The sequence below is a fragment of the Massilia litorea genome, assembly GCF_015101885.1.
Lineage (GTDB): Bacteria > Pseudomonadota > Gammaproteobacteria > Burkholderiales > Burkholderiaceae_D > Telluria > Telluria litorea.
Genome location: NZ_CP062941.1, coordinates 4613196 through 4632084 on the forward strand (window position 1 = coordinate 4613196; position 18889 = coordinate 4632084).

Here is an 18889-nt window from a genome sequence, read left to right on the forward strand (position 1 = left end):
GAGCGTCGGGCCGGCCGGCCTTACCCCAGGCGCAGCGGCAGGCTGCGCAGGCGCCTGCCCGTCAGCTTGAACACGGCCGCCGCCACGGCCGGCGCCACCGGCGGCACGCCCGGCTCGCCCACGCCCTCGGGCGGCTCGGCGCTCGGCACGATCACGGTTTCCACGATGGGCGCGCGGTCCATGCGCAGTACCGGGTAGTCGCCGAAGTTCGACTGCTGGACCCGCCCATCCTTGATCGTGATCTCGCCGCCCAGCGCGGCGGACAGGCCGAACACGACCGCCGACTCCATCTGCTGGGCCACGATGTTCGGGTTCACCACGATGCCGCAATCGATCGCGCAGACGACGCGGTGCACGCGGATGTCGCTCCCCTCGACCGAGACCTCGGCCACCTGGGCCACGATGCTGCCGAAAGACTGGTGCACGGCCACGCCGTGGGCGCGGCCTGGGGCCGGGGCGCCGGCCTTGCTCACGGCCGCGTCGAGCACGGCGAGGTGGCGCGGGTGATCCTTCAGCAGCGTGCGCCGGTACTGGACCGGGTCCTGGCCGGCCGCATGCGCGACCTCGTCGAGGAACGCCTCCTTGAAGAAGGCATTGTGCGAGTGGCCGACCGAACGCCAGTAGCCGAGCGGCACCGCGCTGTCGACGATCACGTGGGCGATGCGCTGGTTGCGGATCTCGTACTGCATGTCGTACTCGCCCTCGGCCGTCGTCTTGTCCGGGCCCATCCCGGGCAGGCCAAGATTGCGGGGGAAGTACTGGTGGCCGATCGCGCCGCTGGCGGACTTGTTGTCCCAGGCCAGCAGGCGGCCTTGCGCGTCCAGCGATGCCTTGAAGCGCGCCAGCGCGGCCGGGCGGTAGACGTCGTGGGTAGTGTCGTCTTCGCGGGTCCAGATCAGCTGCACCGGTTTGCCCTTCGCCGCCAGCGCCACGGCCACCGCCTGCGCCACCATGTCGCCCTCCAGGCGCCGCCCGAAGCCGCCGCCGAGCAGCATCACCTCGATCGTCACGTCTTCCCGCGCGACGCCGGCCACCTTGGCCGCAACGTCGACCGCGATGCTCGGCACCTGGGTCGAGGCCCACAGGCGGACCTTGCCGTTCGCGACCTGGGCGGTACAGTTCACCGGCTCCATGGTCGCGTGGGCGAGAAAGGGCGCGCGGTATTCGGCCGTGATCGTTTTCGCCACACCGCCCACGTCCTGGGTGCCGCTTTCGTAATAGGTGAATCCGGATTCCTTGTCGAGGGCGGCGGCAAAGCCGGCGAAGATCGATTCCGACGACAGCCCCCTTCCCGCTTCTTCGTTCCACTGCACCGGCAGCGCGGCGGCGGCGGTCTTCGCCTGCCACCAGCTGTGGGCGATCACGGCGACGCCGGCGCCGGCGCCGGCATACGGCCCGAGCGAAGCCGAGACATCGGCGATGCCGACCACGCCCGGCATGGCCTTGACCGCAGCCGCGTCGAAGGAAACGACGGTGGCGCCGACGACGGGCGCCATCTTGACGGCTGCGTACAGCATGCCAGGCGGACGGGCGTCGATGCCGAAGCGCGCGCTGCCGTCGACCTTGCCCGCGGTGTCGCGGCGCGGCACCGGTTTGCCGATCAGGCGGAATTCGCGCGGCTCCTTCAGGCGCACGTCGCCGGCGTCGATGCCGGCACCGACTTCAGCGGCGCGCGCGGCCAGGCTGGCGTAGGAAGCGCGCCGGCCGTCCTTGTGGATCACGACGCCGTTCTGGGTGCGGCAGTCGGCGGCGTTCGACTTCCAGCCCTCGCATGCCGCTTTCACGAGCATGGCGCGTGCGACCGCGCCGGCTTCGCGCATCGGCTGCCAGGCGTCCTTTACGCTGGTCGAGCCGCCGGTGAACATGATGCCGAGCTCGCGCCCGACCTTGGCCAGCATCCACTGGGCGCCATCCTTCACGTTGCCGCGATCGTCGGGGTGGAAGGGCAGGTTCTCGCGCAGGACGGCCAGGTTGCCGAAGATCTTGTCGATCGGGGCCGCGGCAATGCGCACGGAATCGAGCGCGGCGTCGAGCTCCTCGGCCACCAGCATCGGCAGGGCAGTGTGCACGCCCTGCCCCATCTCGCTGCGCGGCACCACCACCGAGACCGTACCGTCGGGGTTGACCGCGATCCAGCCGTTGAGGGCGACGGCGCCGTTCGCGACGGGGAGCGGTGCGCTCGTGTGCAGGCGCTGGCGCGGCGGGCGCGTGCCCCAGCCCACCAGCAGCGCGCCGCCGGCCACCAGCCCGCCGAGCAGGAAGCGGCGCCGCGAGCGGCGTTTGCCGCGCGTTTGCCCGGGTACCGCGTCAGGTGCCGGTTTCGCGTCCGGCGTGTTCGTGTCTCTCATTCTTCTCGTTTCCCCATTCTTCGAGCAGCACGCCTGGCGCCACCGGCCGGCCGTACAGGTAACCCTGTGCACGGGTGCAGCCGTGGCGCAGCAGGAATGCCGCCTGTTCTTCGTTCTCCACTCCCTCGGCGATCACCGAGAGGTGCATGCTTTTACCGAGCTGGATGATCGCGATCGCGATCGCCTCGTCGTCCGAATCGACGGCGATGTCCTTGATGAAGCTGCGGTCGATCTTCAGGACGTCCACCGGCAGCTGCTTCAGATAGGCCAGCGACGAGTAGCCGGTGCCGAAATCGTCGATCGCCAGCCCCACGCCGATCGCATGCAGCTCGTGCACGAAAGCCAGCGCGTCGCCGGTATTCATGATCACCGACTCCGTCACTTCCAGCTGCAGCCGGCGCGGCGCCAGGTTCGTCGCCGCCAGCGCGCGCGAAACCAGCGGCGCCATCGCCCCGCGCTCCACCTGGCGCACCGACAGGTTCACCGCCATCTTCGGAACCACCAGGCCTGCCTCGTCCCAGCGCACCATCTGGCGGCAGGCCTCGAACAGCACCCATTCGCCGATCTGGTTGATGAAGCCGGTGTCCTCGGCCATCGGGATGAAACGCACCGGGCTGACCTGGCCGAGTTCGGGATTATGCCAGCGCACCAGCGCTTCGACCCCGATCAGGCGCCCACTGTCGATTTCGACCTGCGGCTGATAATGGAGAAAGATCTCCTGGCGCTCGATCGCGCGCCGCAGCAGCGCTTCCATGCGCAGGCGTTCGACGCCCTCGCCGTCCATGTCCCTGGAGTAGAACTGGTAGCCGTTCCTGCCGCGCGACTTGGCCTGGTACATGGCCACGTCCGCATTCCTGACCAGCAGGTTCGCATCCTCGCCGTCCTGCGGGAACAGGCTGATGCCGATCGAGCCGGTGACGAACAGCTCGTGGCCGGCGACGGTGAACGGCTGCTCGAACAGCGCCATCATCTTGGCCGCCACCTGGCCCGCGCCGTAGCTGCCGTCCACGTTCTCGAGCAGGACGATGAATTCGTCGCCGCCCAGCCGCGCCAGGGTGTCGCCGTCGCGCAGCCGCGCGCCGAGCGCGGTCGCCACCTGCTTCAGGAGTTCGTCGCCGACGTGGTGGCCGAGCGTGTCGTTGACGTTCTTGAAGCGGTCGAGGTCGATGAACATCACTGCCAGCTGCTGGCCTTCGCGCGCCGCGCGCCCGATCGCATGCAGCAGGCGGTCCTGGAACAGCAGGCGGTTGGGCAGGCCCGTCAAGGGATCGTGGTGCGCCAGGTAGTCGAGCTGTTCCTGCGACTCCTTCAGGCGCGTGATGTCGCTGAAGACCCCGACGTAATGGGTAACCCTGCCCTCGTCGTTGCGCACGGTCGATACCGTCAGCCACTCGAGGAAGGTCTCGCCGTCCTTGCGCGCGCTCCACAATTCGCCGCGCCAGAAGCCGGTATCGTTCAGCTGGCGCCACATGGTCCAGAACAGGTCCTGGTCGTCGCGTCCGGTATGGGTCACGCTCCACGGCCGGCCGACCACTTCCGGGGCGTCGAAACCGGTGATGTGGGTGAAGGCGGGATTCACGGTGACGATGGTGCCGTGGACGTCGACCACCATCACGCCGTCGGCGATGTGCTCGATGACGGTGGCGGACAGGCGCAACTTTTCCTCGTTCTGCTTGCGCTCGGAGATGTCGGCGAAGACCCACACATTGCCCGCTTCCGGGCGGCCGGCATCGATCGCGCTGCCGCTCACCAGGCACCACAGCAGGCTGCCGTCGCGGCGCCGGAACTGGCGTTCGTGGCTGGCGTCCTCGCCGCGCGCGAGCACCGGGAAGAATGCGTTCTCGGCCCTGGCATGCTCGCCGTTCGAGACGAACAGGATTGATGCCGGCAGTCCGACCATGCTGCCCTCGGGATAGCCGAACAGCTGCTCGGCGCGCCGGTTGACCGACACGATGTGCCGCTCGCGCGTAAACAGCACGCCGAACATGACGTTGTCGAGGATCGCGCCCTGCTCGGCCAGCAACGCCCCGATCCGCATCTCGTTGTGCTTGCGCTCGCCGATGTCGGAGATGATGCCGTCGACCCAGACGCCCTCCTCGCCAGGCAGCCGTTGCGGCTGGCCGCTTTCGAGCACCCAGCGCTCCTTGCCGTGGGCGTCAACGATCCGGTATTCGACTTCATAGCTTCTCCCGGAGGCGATCGCATCGCGCATGACCTTGCGCTGCCGCGCGCGGTCCGCCTCGCAAATCAGGTGGTACCAGGCCTCGGTGGCGCCGCGCATGATCTGGCTCGCCGGGTAGCCGCAAATACCTTCGATCGCCTCGCTGACGAAATCGATGGCGCCGCCCGGGCGGGCGCGGAAGACGGCGCCCGGCACTTGCGTGACGATCGTGCGGAACTGCTCCTCGCGCCGTGCCACGTCGACGAACAGGTCGCGGATCGCGACCCGCATGCGCTCCATCTGGGTGCCCAGGCGCCCCAGTTCGCCGTCCACGTCGAGGTCGAGGGGGGTGTCGAAATCGCCGCGCGAGAGGCGGTCGGAAAAGCCGGCAAGGGTGCGCAGCGGCGCATGCAGGCGCCGCCGCAGGAAGGCAAGGATCAGCAGCAGCGACACCGTGACCTGGACCGCCAGCACCAGCGCATAGTTGCGCTGCTTGCGGTGCAGGTCCTCTTCGCTGCGCAGGTCGTCCATCTCGATCGTCAGCTCGCCGATGCGCTCGCCCTGCACCACGATCTCGCGCCGGGCGCGCAGCACGTGGCCGCGCGCGCGCTCTGGGGCACGGGCGTCGATGAAACCGGTGCCCGGCTGGCCGCGCACCTGGATCCGTACCACCGACGGGTCGCGCATCACCGAGTCCACCAGCGAGCGCGCGGCCTCGGCATTCATGTTCCAGAGCGGCTCCTGCATTCCCAGCGCGAGGATCTCGGCATTGCGCTGCAGGGTTTCGTTGAGTTCGGCGACCGTGTTCTGGCGCTCCTGCACCACCAGCAGGAAATAGCTGGCTACCAGCGCCGGGATCATCAGGCCGCCGACGACGACCATCAGCATCGCCCCGTACACCGACTTCGTGTACAGCCGCCTGATGCGCGACGCGAATCCGCGCAGGGGTTCGCTTAACTGGGTCCGTGACATCGTCGTGGCCGCAATGGTTGGAGCCGGGCTTGCCGGCCTGGATCGGGGGAATGCTGACGCTTGGGATTATGCATGCAAATGTTGCACAGCCGCGCCCGCCGTGACGGCGGGCTTCCAGGCGGGTTCAGGTATTGCGGCGCGGGTAGCCTTCGGCCAGGATGCGCTGCCAGACGCGCTCCTTCTGTTCAGCCGGCATCGATACCCAGTGGGCCACTTCCGCCACGGTGCGCCCGCAGCCGCGGCAGACGTCGTCGAAGGTGGTCGAGCAGACGGCGACGCAGGGTGTGTCGGGACGTGGTGGAAGCACCGGCGGGTCAGCGGGCTGGTCCGACATCGAGCTTGTCCCAGCCGTCGTGGCCCAGTTTTTCCATGGTCTCGATATTCTTCTCGAAGATCTCGGCCGCGTCCGGGAAGGCCTCGACGGCGCGCTCGATGCTCTCCTCGCGCAGGATCTGCAGGATCGGGTAAGGAGCGCGGTTGGTGAAGTTCTCGATATCGTTCTTGTCGGTGTCGGCGAACTGGTAGTCCGGGTGGAAGCTCGCCACCTGCAGCTCGCCATCGAGGTGCATGTCCTCGACTGCGGCGTCGGCGACATCGAGGAACTCGTTATAGTCGAGGAAATCGTCGAGCACGAAGGGGTGGATCAGCAGGGTCGTGTCCACCTGCTCGGCCGGGGTGTCGGACAGGTGTTGCAGCTCGTCCATCAGCTGCTCGAGCAGCGCCTCGGGCGTGCGCGCCGCGGAGACGACGTAGCGCACCTGCTCTTTTACATAGACGGATTTGGCGAATGGACACAGGTTCAGGCCGATGACGGCCTTTTCCAGCCAGCGGCGGGTGGCGGCGACGATGGCGTCATCGTCGGCGTTCAGGTTGGCGGTACTCATATATATAGGTCGGTGTTCTCGGTGAGGAAGCGCGGTACAAGTCGGATTGTACGCACAGTTTGCGTGCGCTCATAGGTCAGGCATTCCAGGCGCGTAAGTTGAAGACGTGTCGGGCAGGAACGGAAAAGCGGCCGTTCATTGATAACTCGACAATATTCGGAATGGCTGAGTTGTTTCTGTGCGGAATGTATTGCCGATAGGCCAATTCGATATACACCGGGGCAGTATGCGCTTTTCAGAGGAACCGCCTCCTATGAAAATGGTCGCGGCGAACAGGATACCCCTGGCGTTTGTTATCAAATTAGTTTCATGTTGACAAAAAGGATAGACAGGAAATTTTGTAACCGCCCGGGATTAGCGCTTGACTGGCTCGTCGGCTGCTCCTTACACTGCCCCCTTAACGTCAGTCCTGCCGTTCCTGGACGCAACATACTGGAAAGCTATGTACGACATGACCCGCCAACCTTCTATCGCTGCCGCGCTGGTGCTTTTGCTCTCGGCCCCATTCGCCCACGCCATCGACAATGCGCCCGTCAACGCGCTGCAAAGCGCCGTCGCGGCACGTCCGGCCGCCGTCAACGCTCCGGCCGCTTTTGCCAACACTGCATCGCTGAAAGTCGACGACTACAAGGAAACCGATGTCTGGGGCCGGATCCGCAGCGGCTACGCGATTCCCGACATCAGCAACAACCTGGTCGAGCGCCATGTGCGCTCCTACAGCGCCAAGCCCGACTACATGGCCCGCATCTCCGGCCGCGCGTCGCTCTACCTGTTCCACGTGGTGCAGGAGCTGGAAAAGCGCGGCATGCCGACCGAGCTGGCCTTGCTGCCGGTGATCGAATCTGCCTTCAATCCGCAAGCCCTGTCGACCGCCAGCGCGGCCGGCCTCTGGCAGTTCGTGCCGGGCACCGGCAAGGACTACGACCTCAAGCAGAACATGTTCAAGGACGAGCGCCGCGGCGTGCTGGCCTCGACCGATGCCGCCCTGACCTACCTGCAGCGCCTGTACACGATGTTCGGCGACTGGCAGCTGGCTCTGGCCGCCTATAACTGGGGCGAAGGCAATGTTCAGAAGGCGATCAAGAAAAACCAGGCGCTCGGCAAACCAACCGATTTCGAAAGCCTGGCCGACCTGATGCCGGCCGAGACGCGCAACTACGTGCCGAAGCTGCAGGCCGTGAAGAACATCGTCGCCAACCCGAGCCAGTACAACGTCACCCTGCCGGTGATCGACAACCAGCCTTACTTCACGACGGTCGACAAGACCAGCGACATCGACCTCGCGATCGCCGCCCAGCTGGCGGAAATGTCGGTCGACGAATTCAAGGCCCTGAACCCGCAGTTCAAGCGTCCGGTCATCACCGGCGACGACCGCACCAAGATCCTGCTGCCGCAAAAGAACGCCGAGAAATTCCACCTGAACCTGGCGCAATGGGGCCAGGCGCTGTCGACCTGGACCACGCACAAGATCACGGGCGCCAAGGAAAGCATCACCTCGCTGGCCTCGAAATTCGGCACCACGCCGGAAGTCATCCGCCAGGCAAACAACATTCCGATGCAGACCCGCCTGAAGGCCGGTTCGACCATCCTGGTGCCGAAGACCTCGGCGTCGGTGGGCAACGACATCGCCGAGAACATCGTCGACAGCGCCGTCATGGCACTCGAGGCGGACCGTGGCGAGCCGCGCAAGTCGAAGGCGACCGCCGCGTCGAACTCGCGCATTTCGCGTAATACCAACAGCCGCCGCAAGCATCGTTGATCGGCGCCGGTCCCGGGCCTGTGCGCCCGGGACCGTGTTTCCTCCCTACTCCCTCCCGCTGCCACCGCGCACTGCAAGCCACACTTTGTGCCAGATCAAATTGGCTGGTCTGTGCAAGCATTCCCAAACTACTGTATAGTGTCGTTTGTGCGCTGCAATAAAGCGACAAACTGTCGACAGACAGCGCATCCAGAAGTATCCAAGCTAGTAACAACAAGCAGCATCGCAGCAAGGCCTGCCAAGCATGGCAGCCTTCCATAAAGCCCTCCCGCCCTGTGTGTCGACCTTTGACACCGTCCCGGCGCAAAGCTTTTGTGCCGAAATTTCTTTCATTTCTGAGTCATTTCGTTCTGTTGGTTCGCGTTGCTATTTCGCATTCCTATTTCTGCGCTCGTAAAACTATTGAGCGCTGATCACTACCGAAAGTTAGAAAACAATGAGTTTTGAAGCACTAGGCCTCCACGCCACGATCGTCAAAGCAGTCAACGAAGCCGGTTACACCGTCCCGACCCCGGTCCAGGCACAAGCTGTTCCTGCCGCCATCGAAGGACGCGACCTGCTGGTCTCGTCGCAAACCGGCTCCGGCAAGACCGCAGCCTTCATGCTGCCGGCCCTGCACAAGCTGGTCAGCGCCGAAGTCGCGCCGGCCCCGGCCCGCACCCCTGCGCAAGAAGCGCAGTCGGCCCGTTCGCGCGGCGAGCGCGTCCGTTTCACCGCAGCCAAGCCGAAGATGCTGGTGCTGACCCCGACCCGCGAACTGGCCCTGCAGGTCACCACCGCGACCGAAAAATACGGCAGCTACATGCGCCGCATCCGCGCCGTCTCGATCCTGGGCGGCATGCCTTACCCGAAGCAGATGCAACTGCTGTCGAAGAATCCTGAAATCCTGGTCGCCACCCCGGGCCGCCTGATCGACCACATGGAGTCGGGCAAGATCGACTTCTCGGAACTGCAGATTCTGGTGCTGGACGAAGCCGACCGCATGCTCGACATGGGCTTCATCGACGACATCGAAAAGATCGTCGCCGCTACCCCGGCATCGCGCCAGACCATGCTGTTCTCGGCCACGCTGGATGGCGTCGTCGGCAACATGGCACGCCGCATCACCAAGGACCCGATGGTGATCCAGATCGCCAGCGCCTCGAACCGCCACGAGAACATCTCGCAGCGCGTGCACTTCGTCGACGACCTGTCGCACAAGAACCGCCTGCTGGACCACCTGCTGCGCGACGAGTCGATGGACCAGGCAGTCGTCTTCACCGCGACCAAGCGTGACGCCGACACCATCGCCGACCGCCTGAACATCGCCGGCTTCGCAGCCGCCGCGCTGCACGGCGACATGCACCAGGGCGCCCGCAACCGCACCCTGGACAGCCTGCGCCGCGGCCAAGTACGCGTGCTGGTGGCAACCGACGTCGCCGCGCGCGGCATCGACGTGCCGACCATCACCCACGTGGTGAACTACGACCTGCCGAAGTTCCCGGAAGACTATGTGCACCGTATCGGCCGTACCGGCCGCGCCGGCCGCAATGGCCTGGCGATCTCGCTGGTAAACCACGCCGAAAACATGAACATCAAGCGCATCGAGCGTTTCACCAAGCAGCTGATCCCGGCGACCGTGGTGGAAGGTTTCGAGCCGAAGCGTTCGGCGCCACCTGCCCGTACCGGCGCCCGTCCAGGCGGCTGGAAACCAGGCGACGGCCGTAGCGCCGCCAAGCCGGGCCAGCGCAGCTTCAGCAAGCCATCGGCAGCACCGCGCGAAGGCGGTTACAACCGCGACGCTGCACCACGCGGCCCGAGCAGCGGCGCCCCACGCCGCGAAGGCAGCGGCGGTGGCTACCGCGGCACGAACCCGCGTTCGGCCGACGGCGCCCGTCGCAGCTTCGGCGACCAGTAACCGGTCCTTGTAGGCGAATGAATGAGAACGGCTGCTTCGGCAGCCGTTTTTTTTCGCCTGGCGCTCGCGTGTCTGCTGTGGCGATGCCGCGCTTCTGCACAATCAACCGTTCCCATATGCCCGACGTATAATTCCCCTCCCCGTCCAGCTCCCCTTATCTCCAGATGGTCCGCAAGCGCATCCTCATCGTCAGCCCCGCCGCCGCCCGCGACAACAACGGCAACTGGCAAACCGCCAGCCGCTGGGCGCGTTTCTTGCGCGGCCGCCACGCGGTCGACGTGGCGGGCGGCTGGAGCGCGGATGAACCCGCGCCCGACCTGCTGATCGCCCTGCACGCGCGCCGCTCGGCGCAGGCGCTGGCCGCCTTCAAGACAGCGCACCCGGAGCGCCCCGCCCTGCTGGCCCTGACCGGCACCGACCTGTATCGCGACATCGACAGCGCGCCCGAAGCGCGCGCCTCGCTCGAGACGGCCGACGCCCTGGTCGTGCTGCAGGAAGCCGGCCTGGCGCGCCTGGCGCCGCACCTGCAGGCGAAGGCGCGGGTCATCTACCAGTCCGCGCCCGCGCTGCGTCCGGCACCGGCCGCCGGCCGCCACGTCGACATCTGCATGATCGGCCACCTGCGACCGGAAAAGGATCCACTGACCTTCATGCGCGCCGCGCAGCTGGTCACGGCGCCGCGCCTACGCCTGCTGCACATCGGCGGCGCCCTCGATCCGGCGCTGCTGGAAGCGGCGCGCGCCACCGAAGCGGCCTGCCCGCGCTACCGCTGGCTGGGGCCGATGCCGCATGCGCAAACCCGCCAGCGTTTGAAACGCTGCCGGGCGATGGTGATCGCATCGGCCATGGAAGGCGGCGCCAACGTCATCATCGAGGCCGTCACCAGCGGCGTACCGGTGCTGGCATCCGATATCGACGGCAACCTCGGCATGCTGGGGCGGGACTACGCCGGCTATTTCCCGCTGGGGGACGCCGCCGCGCTGGCGCGCCTGGTGGACCGCTGCGTGGCGGAGCCGGCCTTCGACGCACTGCTGCGCCGCCAGTGCGCCGTGCGCGCCGCGCTGTTCGCGCCGCATGCCGAGCATGCAGCACTGGCCGACTTGGTGGATAATCTGCTGCTCCCGGGATTCCCACTATCCCCGCAGCCCGAACACTCATAAAGAATGGAACCGAACATGACCGCGCCTGACCACACCATCAAACTGACTTCCTTCTCGCACGGCGGCGGCTGCGGCTGCAAGATCGCGCCCGGCGTGCTCGCCGAAATCCTGAAGAAGTCGAGCGGCTTCCCGGTGCCGCCCCAGCTGATGGTCGGCATCGAGACGGCCGACGACGCCGCCGTCTACAAGCTCAACGACGAGCAGGCCCTGATCGCCACCACCGATTTCTTCATGCCGATCGTCGACGACCCGTTCGACTTCGGCCGCATCGCCGCCACCAACGCCATTTCCGACGTCTATGCGATGGGCGGCACGCCGATCATGGCCCTGGCCCTGGTGGGCATGCCGATCAACAAGCTGCCGCTGGAGACGATCGGCGAGATCATCCGCGGCGGCGAATCGATCTGTGCCGAAGCCGGCATCCCGATCGCCGGCGGCCACACCATCGATTCGGTCGAGCCGATCTACGGCCTGGTGGTCATGGGCCTGGTGCACCCGGACCGCGTCAAACGCAATGCCGACGCCCGTGCCGGCGACGTCCTCATCCTCGGCAAGCCGCTGGGCGTGGGCGTGCTGTCGGCCGCCTTGAAGAAGGACCAGCTGGGTGCGGACGGCTATGCCGCGATGATCGCCAACACGACCAAGCTGAACAAGCCGGGCCAGGCGCTGGCCGCGATGGACGGCGTGCATGCGCTGACTGACGTCACCGGCTTCGGCCTGCTGGGCCACCTGCTCGAACTGGCGCGCGGCGCCAAACTCTCGGCCGAACTCGACATGGCCGACATCCCGCTGCTCCCCGGCGTGCTGCAACTGGCGCAGGACGGCTTCTTCACCGGCGCTTCCGGACGTAACTGGGATGCCTACGGCAAGGACGTCGCGCTGTCGGAAAACATCACGCCGGCGCAGCAGGCCCTGCTGACCGACCCGCAGACCTCGGGCGGCCTGCTGGTCTCCTGCGACCCGGCGGCGGCCGAGTCCGTGCTGGCGCTGTTCGCGCGCGAGGGCTTCGGCGACGCAAAAGTCGTCGGCCGCATGGCCGCCGGCACGCCGGGCGTGGTCGTCAAGGCCTGATCCAGCCGCCGTTCCGGGAGTACGCGGCAGCGCAACGCGTTGCTGCGTAAACATTTATTTTGTCTCTATAAAACAATCCATTGCTTTTTTAAGAATTGTCGGTTGTATAATGCGGTTTGCCGGCGCAGACCGGTCTTGCAAGCCAACAACGAATTCCAGAGACAATGCCCACGCAACAGGCCGCTACGGCGGCGCTCGACTCGCCGCAACTCCCCGGACTGACCACCCGCCTGGCCGACGCCCTCCTCGGCGACGACAGCCGCCAGCGCCTGACACTGGCGCTGCTGGGCCTGGCCGCCCTGGTGACCGCCACCGTCGTCCTGCTGCTCCTGTATGCGGCCAGGATCGGTGCGGCGGACGTCCAGCAGGTCGGCGTGCTGACGGTCCTGTACTTCGTTTTCATCGGTGGCTTCTACGGCCTCATTCGCAGCGGCCTGAACCGCCACTGCGCCGACCCGACGCTGGCCATGCCGCAAACCCTCATCGCGCAGTCGCTGATCGGCGCCTCGTACGCGGTCACGGGACCGGTGCACGGGGCAACCCTGATCATGCTGTCGCTGGTCATGGTGTTCGGTATGTTCAGCCTGCGCCCGGCCTCGGTGCGCATTGCCTGCGTCTACACGGTCACGCTGATGGGGATGGTGATGGTCTGGTGCGTGCAGCACCAGCCGCTCCATTATCCGGCGCGCCAGGAAGTCTTCAATTTCGCGCTGACGGCGATCGTGATGCTGGCCATTTCCCAGCTCTCCGGCCAGTTGTCGGACATGCGCACCCGCCTGAAAACGCAGAAGATCGCGCTCGAGCAGGCGCTGGCGCACATCAAGGAGATGGCCGCGCGCGACGAGCTGACCGGGCTGCCGAACCGGCGCCGCATGATGACCCTGCTGCAGGAACACGCGACGCGCCACGCGCGCGGCGGGCCGCGTTTTTTCGTCTGCATCATCGATCTCGACCACTTCAAGAGCATCAACGATACCTACGGCCACGCTGCCGGCGACGCCGTGCTGCGCGCCTTTGCGACCCAGGCGCAGGTCGTGCTGCGCACCACCGATATGATCGGGCGCTGGGGCGGCGAGGAATTCCTGCTGCTGCTGACGGAAACCCCGCCGGGCGACCCGACGCTGGGTGTGGCGCGCCTGCGCGAGCGCCTGGCCGAGCTGCCGGCCAGCCCGGCGCTGTACGACCTGCGCGTGCGTTTCTCGGCGGGCTTTGCGCGCTACGAGGATGGCGAGCCGATCGACCAGGCTATCGAGCGGGCCGACCGCGCCCTGTATGCCGCCAAGTCGGCCGGTCGCAACCGCAGCGTCGTGCTCTAGAACCGGCCTAGTCCGGCCTGGATGGTCCCTTGTGCGGAACCGGAGGATGGACGCCGCGCCGCACGACCGCGGGCCGGCGCAGTTTGTGCAGCTGGCGCGCCAGCAGGATCAATCCGGCCAGCAGCGCGACGAATGCCAGCATCGCCGGCAGTTGCAAACCCAGGACTTCGCCAGTTTCCATCACAGCTCCCGTTCTCACGTTTATTGCCCGGCGTTATGCCGGCGCAAGAGCCTACTGTGCCACTGGCTTTCCTATATGAAATTGAGATAGAACAAGAGAAGCAACCGTCTCTTCAGGCGGTCGTCAGCGGCGCATGACCCTCGAGCTTGCCGCGGCCGACGCGCTCGTATTCGGCAATCACCTGGGCGCCGAACAGGAGCAGCGTGGCGCCGATCTCGAGGCTGAACATGACGACGATGGCCGTCGTCATCGAGCCGTACACGACGTTCACCTGGGACAGGGTCGAGAAATACCAGACCAGCACGTGGCGCGCGATTTCCCACAACAGCGCCGCCGTCACCCCGCCCACCAGCGCATGCGACAGCGACAGGCGCCCGACCGGCATCACGAGGTAGATCGAGGTCAGCACCAGGATTTCGCCGAGGAGGCCCAGCAGATATAGCAGCGCGCCCGAGACGCCGTTCAGCGACCAGGTGGCGCCGAACAATTCCACGCTCTCCCTCCCCATCACCTGCAGGGTGCCGGCCACCACCGTCACCAGCAGCACGCCCACGCCCAGCGCCAGCATGTAGCAATAAGGCAGCACGGCCGAGACGAGGAAATGACGGCGCCGCACCGCCACCCGGTGGATGAAGATGACGCTCATCGCGTTCTCCAGCACCGTGAACGCAAACGAGCTGAAGAACAGCATGGTCACGCCCAGCACCCAGGTGATCAGGTCGCGGTTGTCGAGGAAGTTGGCCACCTCGCCCACGATCGAGGCCGACTGGCCGGGCACCAGCAATTCCAGGTAGCGGCGCATCGTCACCAGCAGTTCGGCCTGGTCGATGAAATGCGAGAGCGCGACGACGACCAGCATCAGGAAGGGCACGATCGAGAGCAGCGCGTAATAGGCGACTGCGCCGGCCAGCAGCAGGCCCTGGTTGGCCCGGAAGCCCTTGATGACGCTGAGGCTGAAGGCGAGCGGATGCAACAGGATATAGGCGTTGGCGCGGCGGTTCAGGATCCGCACACGCAGGCTGCGCAAGCGCAGGCGCCGCAGGCGCAAACGGCTCAGGCCGCTCATCGCGCGAGCCTGATGCCGGTAAATTGCCAGCGCGCGCCTGCCGGGAAGAAATTGCGGTAGCTGGCACGGGCGTGGCCGGACGGCGTCGCGCAGGACGAGCCGCGCAGCACGTACTGGTTGACCATGAACTTGCCGTTGTATTCGCCGATCGCGCCCGCTGCCGGGGCATAACCGGGATAGGGTGCATAGCTGCTGCTGGTCCATTGCCAGCAGGCGCCGAACATTTGCGTCAAGCCATCGCCGGCGGAAGCGCCCGGGTGCAGGCGGCCTCCCTCGATGCTGGCCAGGCGGGCCGCGAATTCCCATTCGGCCTCGAGCGGCAGGCGCGCGCCGCACCAGCGTGCATAGGCGTCGGCTTCGTACAGCGACAGGTGGGTGACCGGGCGCGCCGGGTCGAGCGCGTGCTCGCCGTGCAGGGTGAATTCGTCCCAGCCGCCCTCCGGCCGGCGCCGCCAATACAGGGGCGCGGCCAGTTCGCCAGAGGCCACCTTGTCCCAGCCTTCGGCCAGCCACAGGGCCGGGTCGCGGTAGCCGCCGGCCTCGATGAAGGCGGCGTATTCGCCGTTCGTCACCAGGCGCGAGGCCAGCGTGAACGGGGCGACATAGCTGCGGTGGCGCGGCAGTTCGTTATCGAAAGCGAAGCCGCGCCCGTCGTGGCCGATCTCGACCAGGCCGCCGTCGAATTCCAGGAAATCCATGGGCAGCGGCGGCGCCTCAGGCGCGATTGGTTCGCCGTCGTAGGCGGGCGCGATCGGATTCTGGGCCAGCAGGTGTTTTACGTCCGTGAGCATCAGTTCCTGGTGCTGCTGTTCGTGCTGCAGGCCGAGCGTGACCAGAGCGGAAAGCGCCCCGTCATTTTCGCTCTCGAGCAGCCTCAGCATGCGTGCATCGACATCCGCGCGGTAGGCCTTGACCTCGTCCAGCGAAGGCCGCGTCAGCAGGCCGCGCTGGGCGCGCGGATGCTTGGCCCCGACGCCGTTGTAATACGAATTGAACAGTACCCGGAAGGCGGGATGAAAGGGAGAAAAGCCGGCCTCGCGCGCTTCCAGGATAAAGGTCTCGAAAAACCAGGTCGAGTGCGCCAGGTGCCATTTGACCGGGCTGGCGTCCGCCATCGACTGGGCGCAGCAGTCCTCGCTCGAGAGCGGTGCAGCCAGCTGCAGGGAACGCTGGCGTACCGCCTGGAAATCATCGCGCAACATGGCGGAATTCAGGCGATCGCCTGCGCATGAATGACCGCGAACGGGCAGCGTGGATCGGTCCACACCCGGGTGGCCTCGAAGCCCGACTGTTCGAGCAGGCCGATGGCGTCGGCCTGGCGGTATTTATAGCTGTTTTCCGTATGGATGCGTTCGCCCGCGGCGAAATCGCGCCCGCCGCCCGGCCAGCGCACCGATTGGAAACGCTTTGCCTCGAGGTGCATCTCGACCCTGCCCGCCGCCTCGTTGTAGAGGCCGACGTGGCGCCAGTTGCGAATGTCGAAGTCGCTGCCCAGCAGGCGGTTCACATGGCGCAGGACGTTCAGGTTGAAGGCGGCCGTGACGCCGAGCGCGTCGTCGTAGGCGGCGTCGAGGATGGCCTTGTCCTTCGCCAGGTCGATACCGATCAACAAGGCGCCATCCGGACCGCAGCCCCTGCGCAGGCGCGTCAGGAACACGCGTGCCTCGGGCGGCGTGAAATTACCCAGCGACGAGCCCGGATAGAAGAACAGGCGGCGCTCGGCGCGCACGCTCTCCGGCAGTTCCAGTCCGCTGGAAAAATCGAGCCCGAGGGCCTGCATGTCGATGTGCGGGAAGCGCAGCCGCAGCCTGGCGAGCGCTTCGCTGACGAATTCGGTGGAGATGTCGACCGCCACGTACTGCGCCGGGCGCAGCAGCGGAAACAAGGCCGCCGCCTTGGCGCAGTTGCCGGCGCCCAGGTCGATCAGCGTGCTGCCGATGCCGCAGGCGTGGGCGATCTCGCGGCCGTGGCGCTCGAAGATGCCGGCCTCGGTGCGGGTCGGGTAATACTCGGGCAGCTCGCAGATCGCCTCGAACAGTTTCGAGCCGAGCGCGTCGTACAGGAACTTGGGAGAAATCGCCGCCTGGCGCGCGCCAAGGCCGTCGAACAGCTCGGACGGCACGTGGGCGCTGCCTGTGCATGGCACATCGAGCTTCTCGGTTGTGCAGGTCGTCAGCATAAGGTTTATCATTCGTGCCGCCGGAGCACCCGATGCGCCCTGGCTAGGGAGGAAGTTGCTGTTTTTGCTATCATAGCGGAAGTTGCGAATCCTCCGCGCCGGGCAGCCGCCAAGCGTGCTCGCCTTCGCCCCCGTGCTATTTACAACAAGAAAGCCCCTTATGTCTCCCATGTCCGCCCTGAAGTCGCTGTTCGCCGCCTCCAGCGTCGCCCTGCTGCTGGCCGCCCCTGCCTGCGCCCAGAACACCCCGGGCGTGCTGCGCGTCTCGGCCATTCCGGACGAAGCGCCGACCGAACTGCAGCGCAAGTTCAAGCCGCTGGGCGACTACCTGGCCAAGGCGACCGGCCTGAAGGTCGAGTTCACGCCGGTGACCGACTACGCGGCCTCGGTCGAGGGCCTGATCAACCACAAGCTCGACATGGTCTGGTTCGGCGGCTTCACCTTCGTGCAGGCGAACGTGCGCAGCAAGGGCCAGGTCGTGCCCCTGGTGCAGCGGGCCGAGGACGAGAAATTCCGTTCCGTGTTCATCACCACGCAACCCGGCATCAACAAGCTGGAAGACCTGCGCGGCAAGACCCTCTCGTTCGGTTCCGAATCGTCGACTTCGGGCCACCTGATGCCGCGTTCGTTCCTGCTGGGTGCGAAGATCAACCCGGACACCGACCTCAAGCGTGTTGCCTTCTCGGGCGCGCATGACGCCACCGTCGCCGCGGTCGCGGGCGGCAAGGTCGATGCCGGCGCCCTGAACATCTCGGTCTGGGAAAAGCTGGTCGAATCCGGCAAGGCCGATCCGAAGACCACCCGCGTGTTCTACACCACCCCGGGCTACTACGACTACAACTGGTCGGTGCACGCGAGCATGGCCCCGGCCCTGCAGAAGAAGATCCGCGACGCCTTCCTGGCGCTGGATGCCTCGACTCCGCAGGGCAAGGAAATCCTGGACCTGCAGCGCGCGACGAAATTCGTGCCGACCCGGGCCGAGAACTACAAGGCGATCGAAGCGGCGGCGAAGAACGCCGGCCTGCTGAAGTAATCGCGCTGGTGGATCGACAAGGTTCCAACCGATGACGTCAAAGCCGATGAGTTTCAAGCTCGACAAACTGACCGTGCGCCACCTCACCGGCACCCGCACGGCCGCGCTGCACGAACTCGACCTGGATATCCAACCGGGCGAGCAACTTGCGCTCATCGGTCCCTCGGGCGCCGGCAAGACCACCTTGCTGTCGACCCTGGCCTGCGCCCACCAGCCGGCCGCAGGTGTGCTGGCCGTGTTCGGCGTCGATCCCTGGGCGCTGCCGCAGAAGGCGCGCCACGGCTTGCGCGCGCGCCTGTTCCTGGCGCCGCAGACGCCGCCGCTGCCGCCGCGCCAGCGCGTCGTCACCGCCGTGCTGGCGGCGCGCCTGCCGCACTGGAGCCTGGCCAGGGCACTGCGTTCCCTGTTTACGCCGGTCGACCCGGATGCCGCCTTCGAGGCCCTGCGCCGCTTCGGTCTCGGCGACAAACTGTATGCGCGCGTCGACCGCCTGTCGGGCGGCGAACGCCAGCGCTGCAGCCTGGCGCGCCTGCTCCTGTCCAGTGCCGACGCCTTCCTCGTCGACGAGCCGATCTCCGCGCTCGACCCGGCCCTGGCCCGCATCACGCTGGCCACGCTGCAGGAAGAAGCCGCCAACCGCAAGGCCACCCTGGTATGCAGCCTGCACCAGGTCGAGATGGCGCGCGCGCATTTCGGCCGCATCGTCGGCCTGCGGGACGGCCGTATCGTGTTCGACCTGCCGCGCGAGCAGGTGACCGATGCGATGATCGCCGCGCTCTACGAAAACGAACAGATCGAACCGCACCCGCCCGCCGCGCACGAGCCGCCCGAGCGCCTCGCCGTCGGCGCCTGCTTCTGACCG

Annotated in this window: 15 protein-coding genes; 7 read left to right on the forward strand and 8 right to left on the reverse strand. The window is 66.6% G+C overall.

The window, feature by feature from the left end; genetic code table 11:
• Nucleotides 1–20 precede the first annotated feature (20 nt).
• The 4 genes from LPB04_RS20670 to LPB04_RS20685 form a co-directional block, all read right to left on the reverse strand.
• Nucleotides 21–2348 carry a xanthine dehydrogenase family protein molybdopterin-binding subunit gene (locus LPB04_RS20670; RefSeq protein WP_193686333.1) on the reverse strand — a complete coding sequence of 776 codons (2328 nt, stop codon included), beginning with the start codon at nt 2346–2348 and terminating at the stop codon, nt 21–23.
• A complete protein-coding gene (locus LPB04_RS20675) occupies nt 2308–5481 on the reverse strand; it encodes an EAL domain-containing protein (protein WP_193686334.1) in 3174 nt (1057 codons plus the stop codon). Before LPB04_RS20675 ends, LPB04_RS20670 begins: the two co-directional genes overlap by 41 nt.
• A gap of 124 nt (nt 5482–5605) precedes the next feature.
• Nucleotides 5606–5815, reverse strand: coding sequence for a DUF1289 domain-containing protein (locus LPB04_RS20680; RefSeq protein WP_193686335.1), 210 nt, complete (start codon nt 5813–5815; stop codon nt 5606–5608).
• The gene (locus tag LPB04_RS20685) at nt 5796–6365 is read right to left on the reverse strand and encodes a DUF1415 domain-containing protein (protein ID WP_193686336.1); all 570 of its coding nucleotides are present in this window, start codon (nt 6363–6365) and stop codon (nt 5796–5798) included. The genes LPB04_RS20680 and LPB04_RS20685 overlap by 20 nt, the downstream gene beginning before the upstream one ends.
• Before the next feature lie 442 nt (nt 6366–6807).
• On the opposite strand from LPB04_RS20685, the gene LPB04_RS20690 reads away from it, so the two are divergent.
• The 5 genes from LPB04_RS20690 to LPB04_RS20710 all read left to right on the forward strand — a co-directional run bounded on the left by LPB04_RS20690 (nt 6808) and on the right by LPB04_RS20710 (nt 13568).
• Nucleotides 6808–8124 (forward strand): transglycosylase SLT domain-containing protein, encoded by a 1317-nt coding sequence (locus tag LPB04_RS20690; RefSeq protein WP_407943869.1) that lies wholly within the window; start codon nt 6808–6810, stop codon nt 8122–8124.
• A gap of 436 nt (nt 8125–8560) precedes the next feature.
• Nucleotides 8561–10021, forward strand: a complete 1461-nt coding sequence (locus LPB04_RS20695) for a DEAD/DEAH box helicase (RefSeq protein ID WP_193686338.1) — start codon at nt 8561–8563, stop codon at nt 10019–10021.
• Between the two features lie 164 nt (nt 10022–10185).
• Complete coding sequence (gene senB / locus LPB04_RS20700) at nt 10186–11181, forward strand: selenoneine biosynthesis selenosugar synthase SenB (protein WP_193686339.1); 996 nt, start codon at nt 10186–10188, stop codon at nt 11179–11181.
• A gap of 15 nt (nt 11182–11196) precedes the next feature.
• Nucleotides 11197–12252, forward strand: a complete 1056-nt coding sequence (gene selD / locus LPB04_RS20705; protein WP_193686340.1) for a selenide, water dikinase SelD — start codon at nt 11197–11199, stop codon at nt 12250–12252.
• A 164-nt stretch (nt 12253–12416) separates the two neighbouring features.
• On the forward strand, nt 12417–13568 hold the full coding sequence (locus tag LPB04_RS20710) for a GGDEF domain-containing protein (RefSeq protein WP_193686341.1): 1152 nt from the start codon (nt 12417–12419) through the stop codon (nt 13566–13568).
• Nucleotides 13569–13575: 7 nt separating this feature from the next.
• Here LPB04_RS20710 and LPB04_RS20715 read toward each other — a convergent pair whose 3' ends face one another.
• The 4 genes from LPB04_RS20715 to egtD all read right to left on the reverse strand — a co-directional run bounded on the left by LPB04_RS20715 (nt 13576) and on the right by egtD (nt 16994).
• Entirely contained in the window at nt 13576–13749 is a 174-nt protein-coding gene (locus LPB04_RS20715) for a hypothetical protein (RefSeq protein ID WP_193686342.1), read from the reverse strand.
• A gap of 112 nt (nt 13750–13861) precedes the next feature.
• Entirely contained in the window at nt 13862–14815 is a 954-nt protein-coding gene (locus LPB04_RS20720; RefSeq protein ID WP_193686343.1) for a YihY/virulence factor BrkB family protein, read from the reverse strand.
• Entirely contained in the window at nt 14812–16017 is a 1206-nt protein-coding gene (gene egtB / locus LPB04_RS20725; protein ID WP_193686344.1) for an ergothioneine biosynthesis protein EgtB, read from the reverse strand. The genes LPB04_RS20720 and egtB overlap by 4 nt, the downstream gene beginning before the upstream one ends.
• An 8-nt stretch (nt 16018–16025) precedes the next feature.
• Nucleotides 16026–16994 (reverse strand): L-histidine N(alpha)-methyltransferase, encoded by a 969-nt coding sequence (egtD, locus tag LPB04_RS20730; RefSeq protein ID WP_227496513.1) that lies wholly within the window; start codon nt 16992–16994, stop codon nt 16026–16028.
• A gap of 160 nt (nt 16995–17154) precedes the next feature.
• Here egtD and LPB04_RS20735 point away from each other — a divergent pair, with 160 nt between their 5' ends.
• Together LPB04_RS20735 and LPB04_RS20740 are read left to right on the forward strand one after the other, a co-directional pair.
• Nucleotides 17155–18027, forward strand: a complete 873-nt coding sequence (locus LPB04_RS20735; protein WP_193686346.1) for a putative selenate ABC transporter substrate-binding protein — start codon at nt 17155–17157, stop codon at nt 18025–18027.
• Between the two features lie 46 nt (nt 18028–18073).
• Nucleotides 18074–18886 (forward strand): phosphonate ABC transporter ATP-binding protein, encoded by an 813-nt coding sequence (locus tag LPB04_RS20740; protein ID WP_193689121.1) that lies wholly within the window; start codon nt 18074–18076, stop codon nt 18884–18886.
• The last annotated feature ends 3 nt before the right edge of the window (nt 18887–18889 follow it).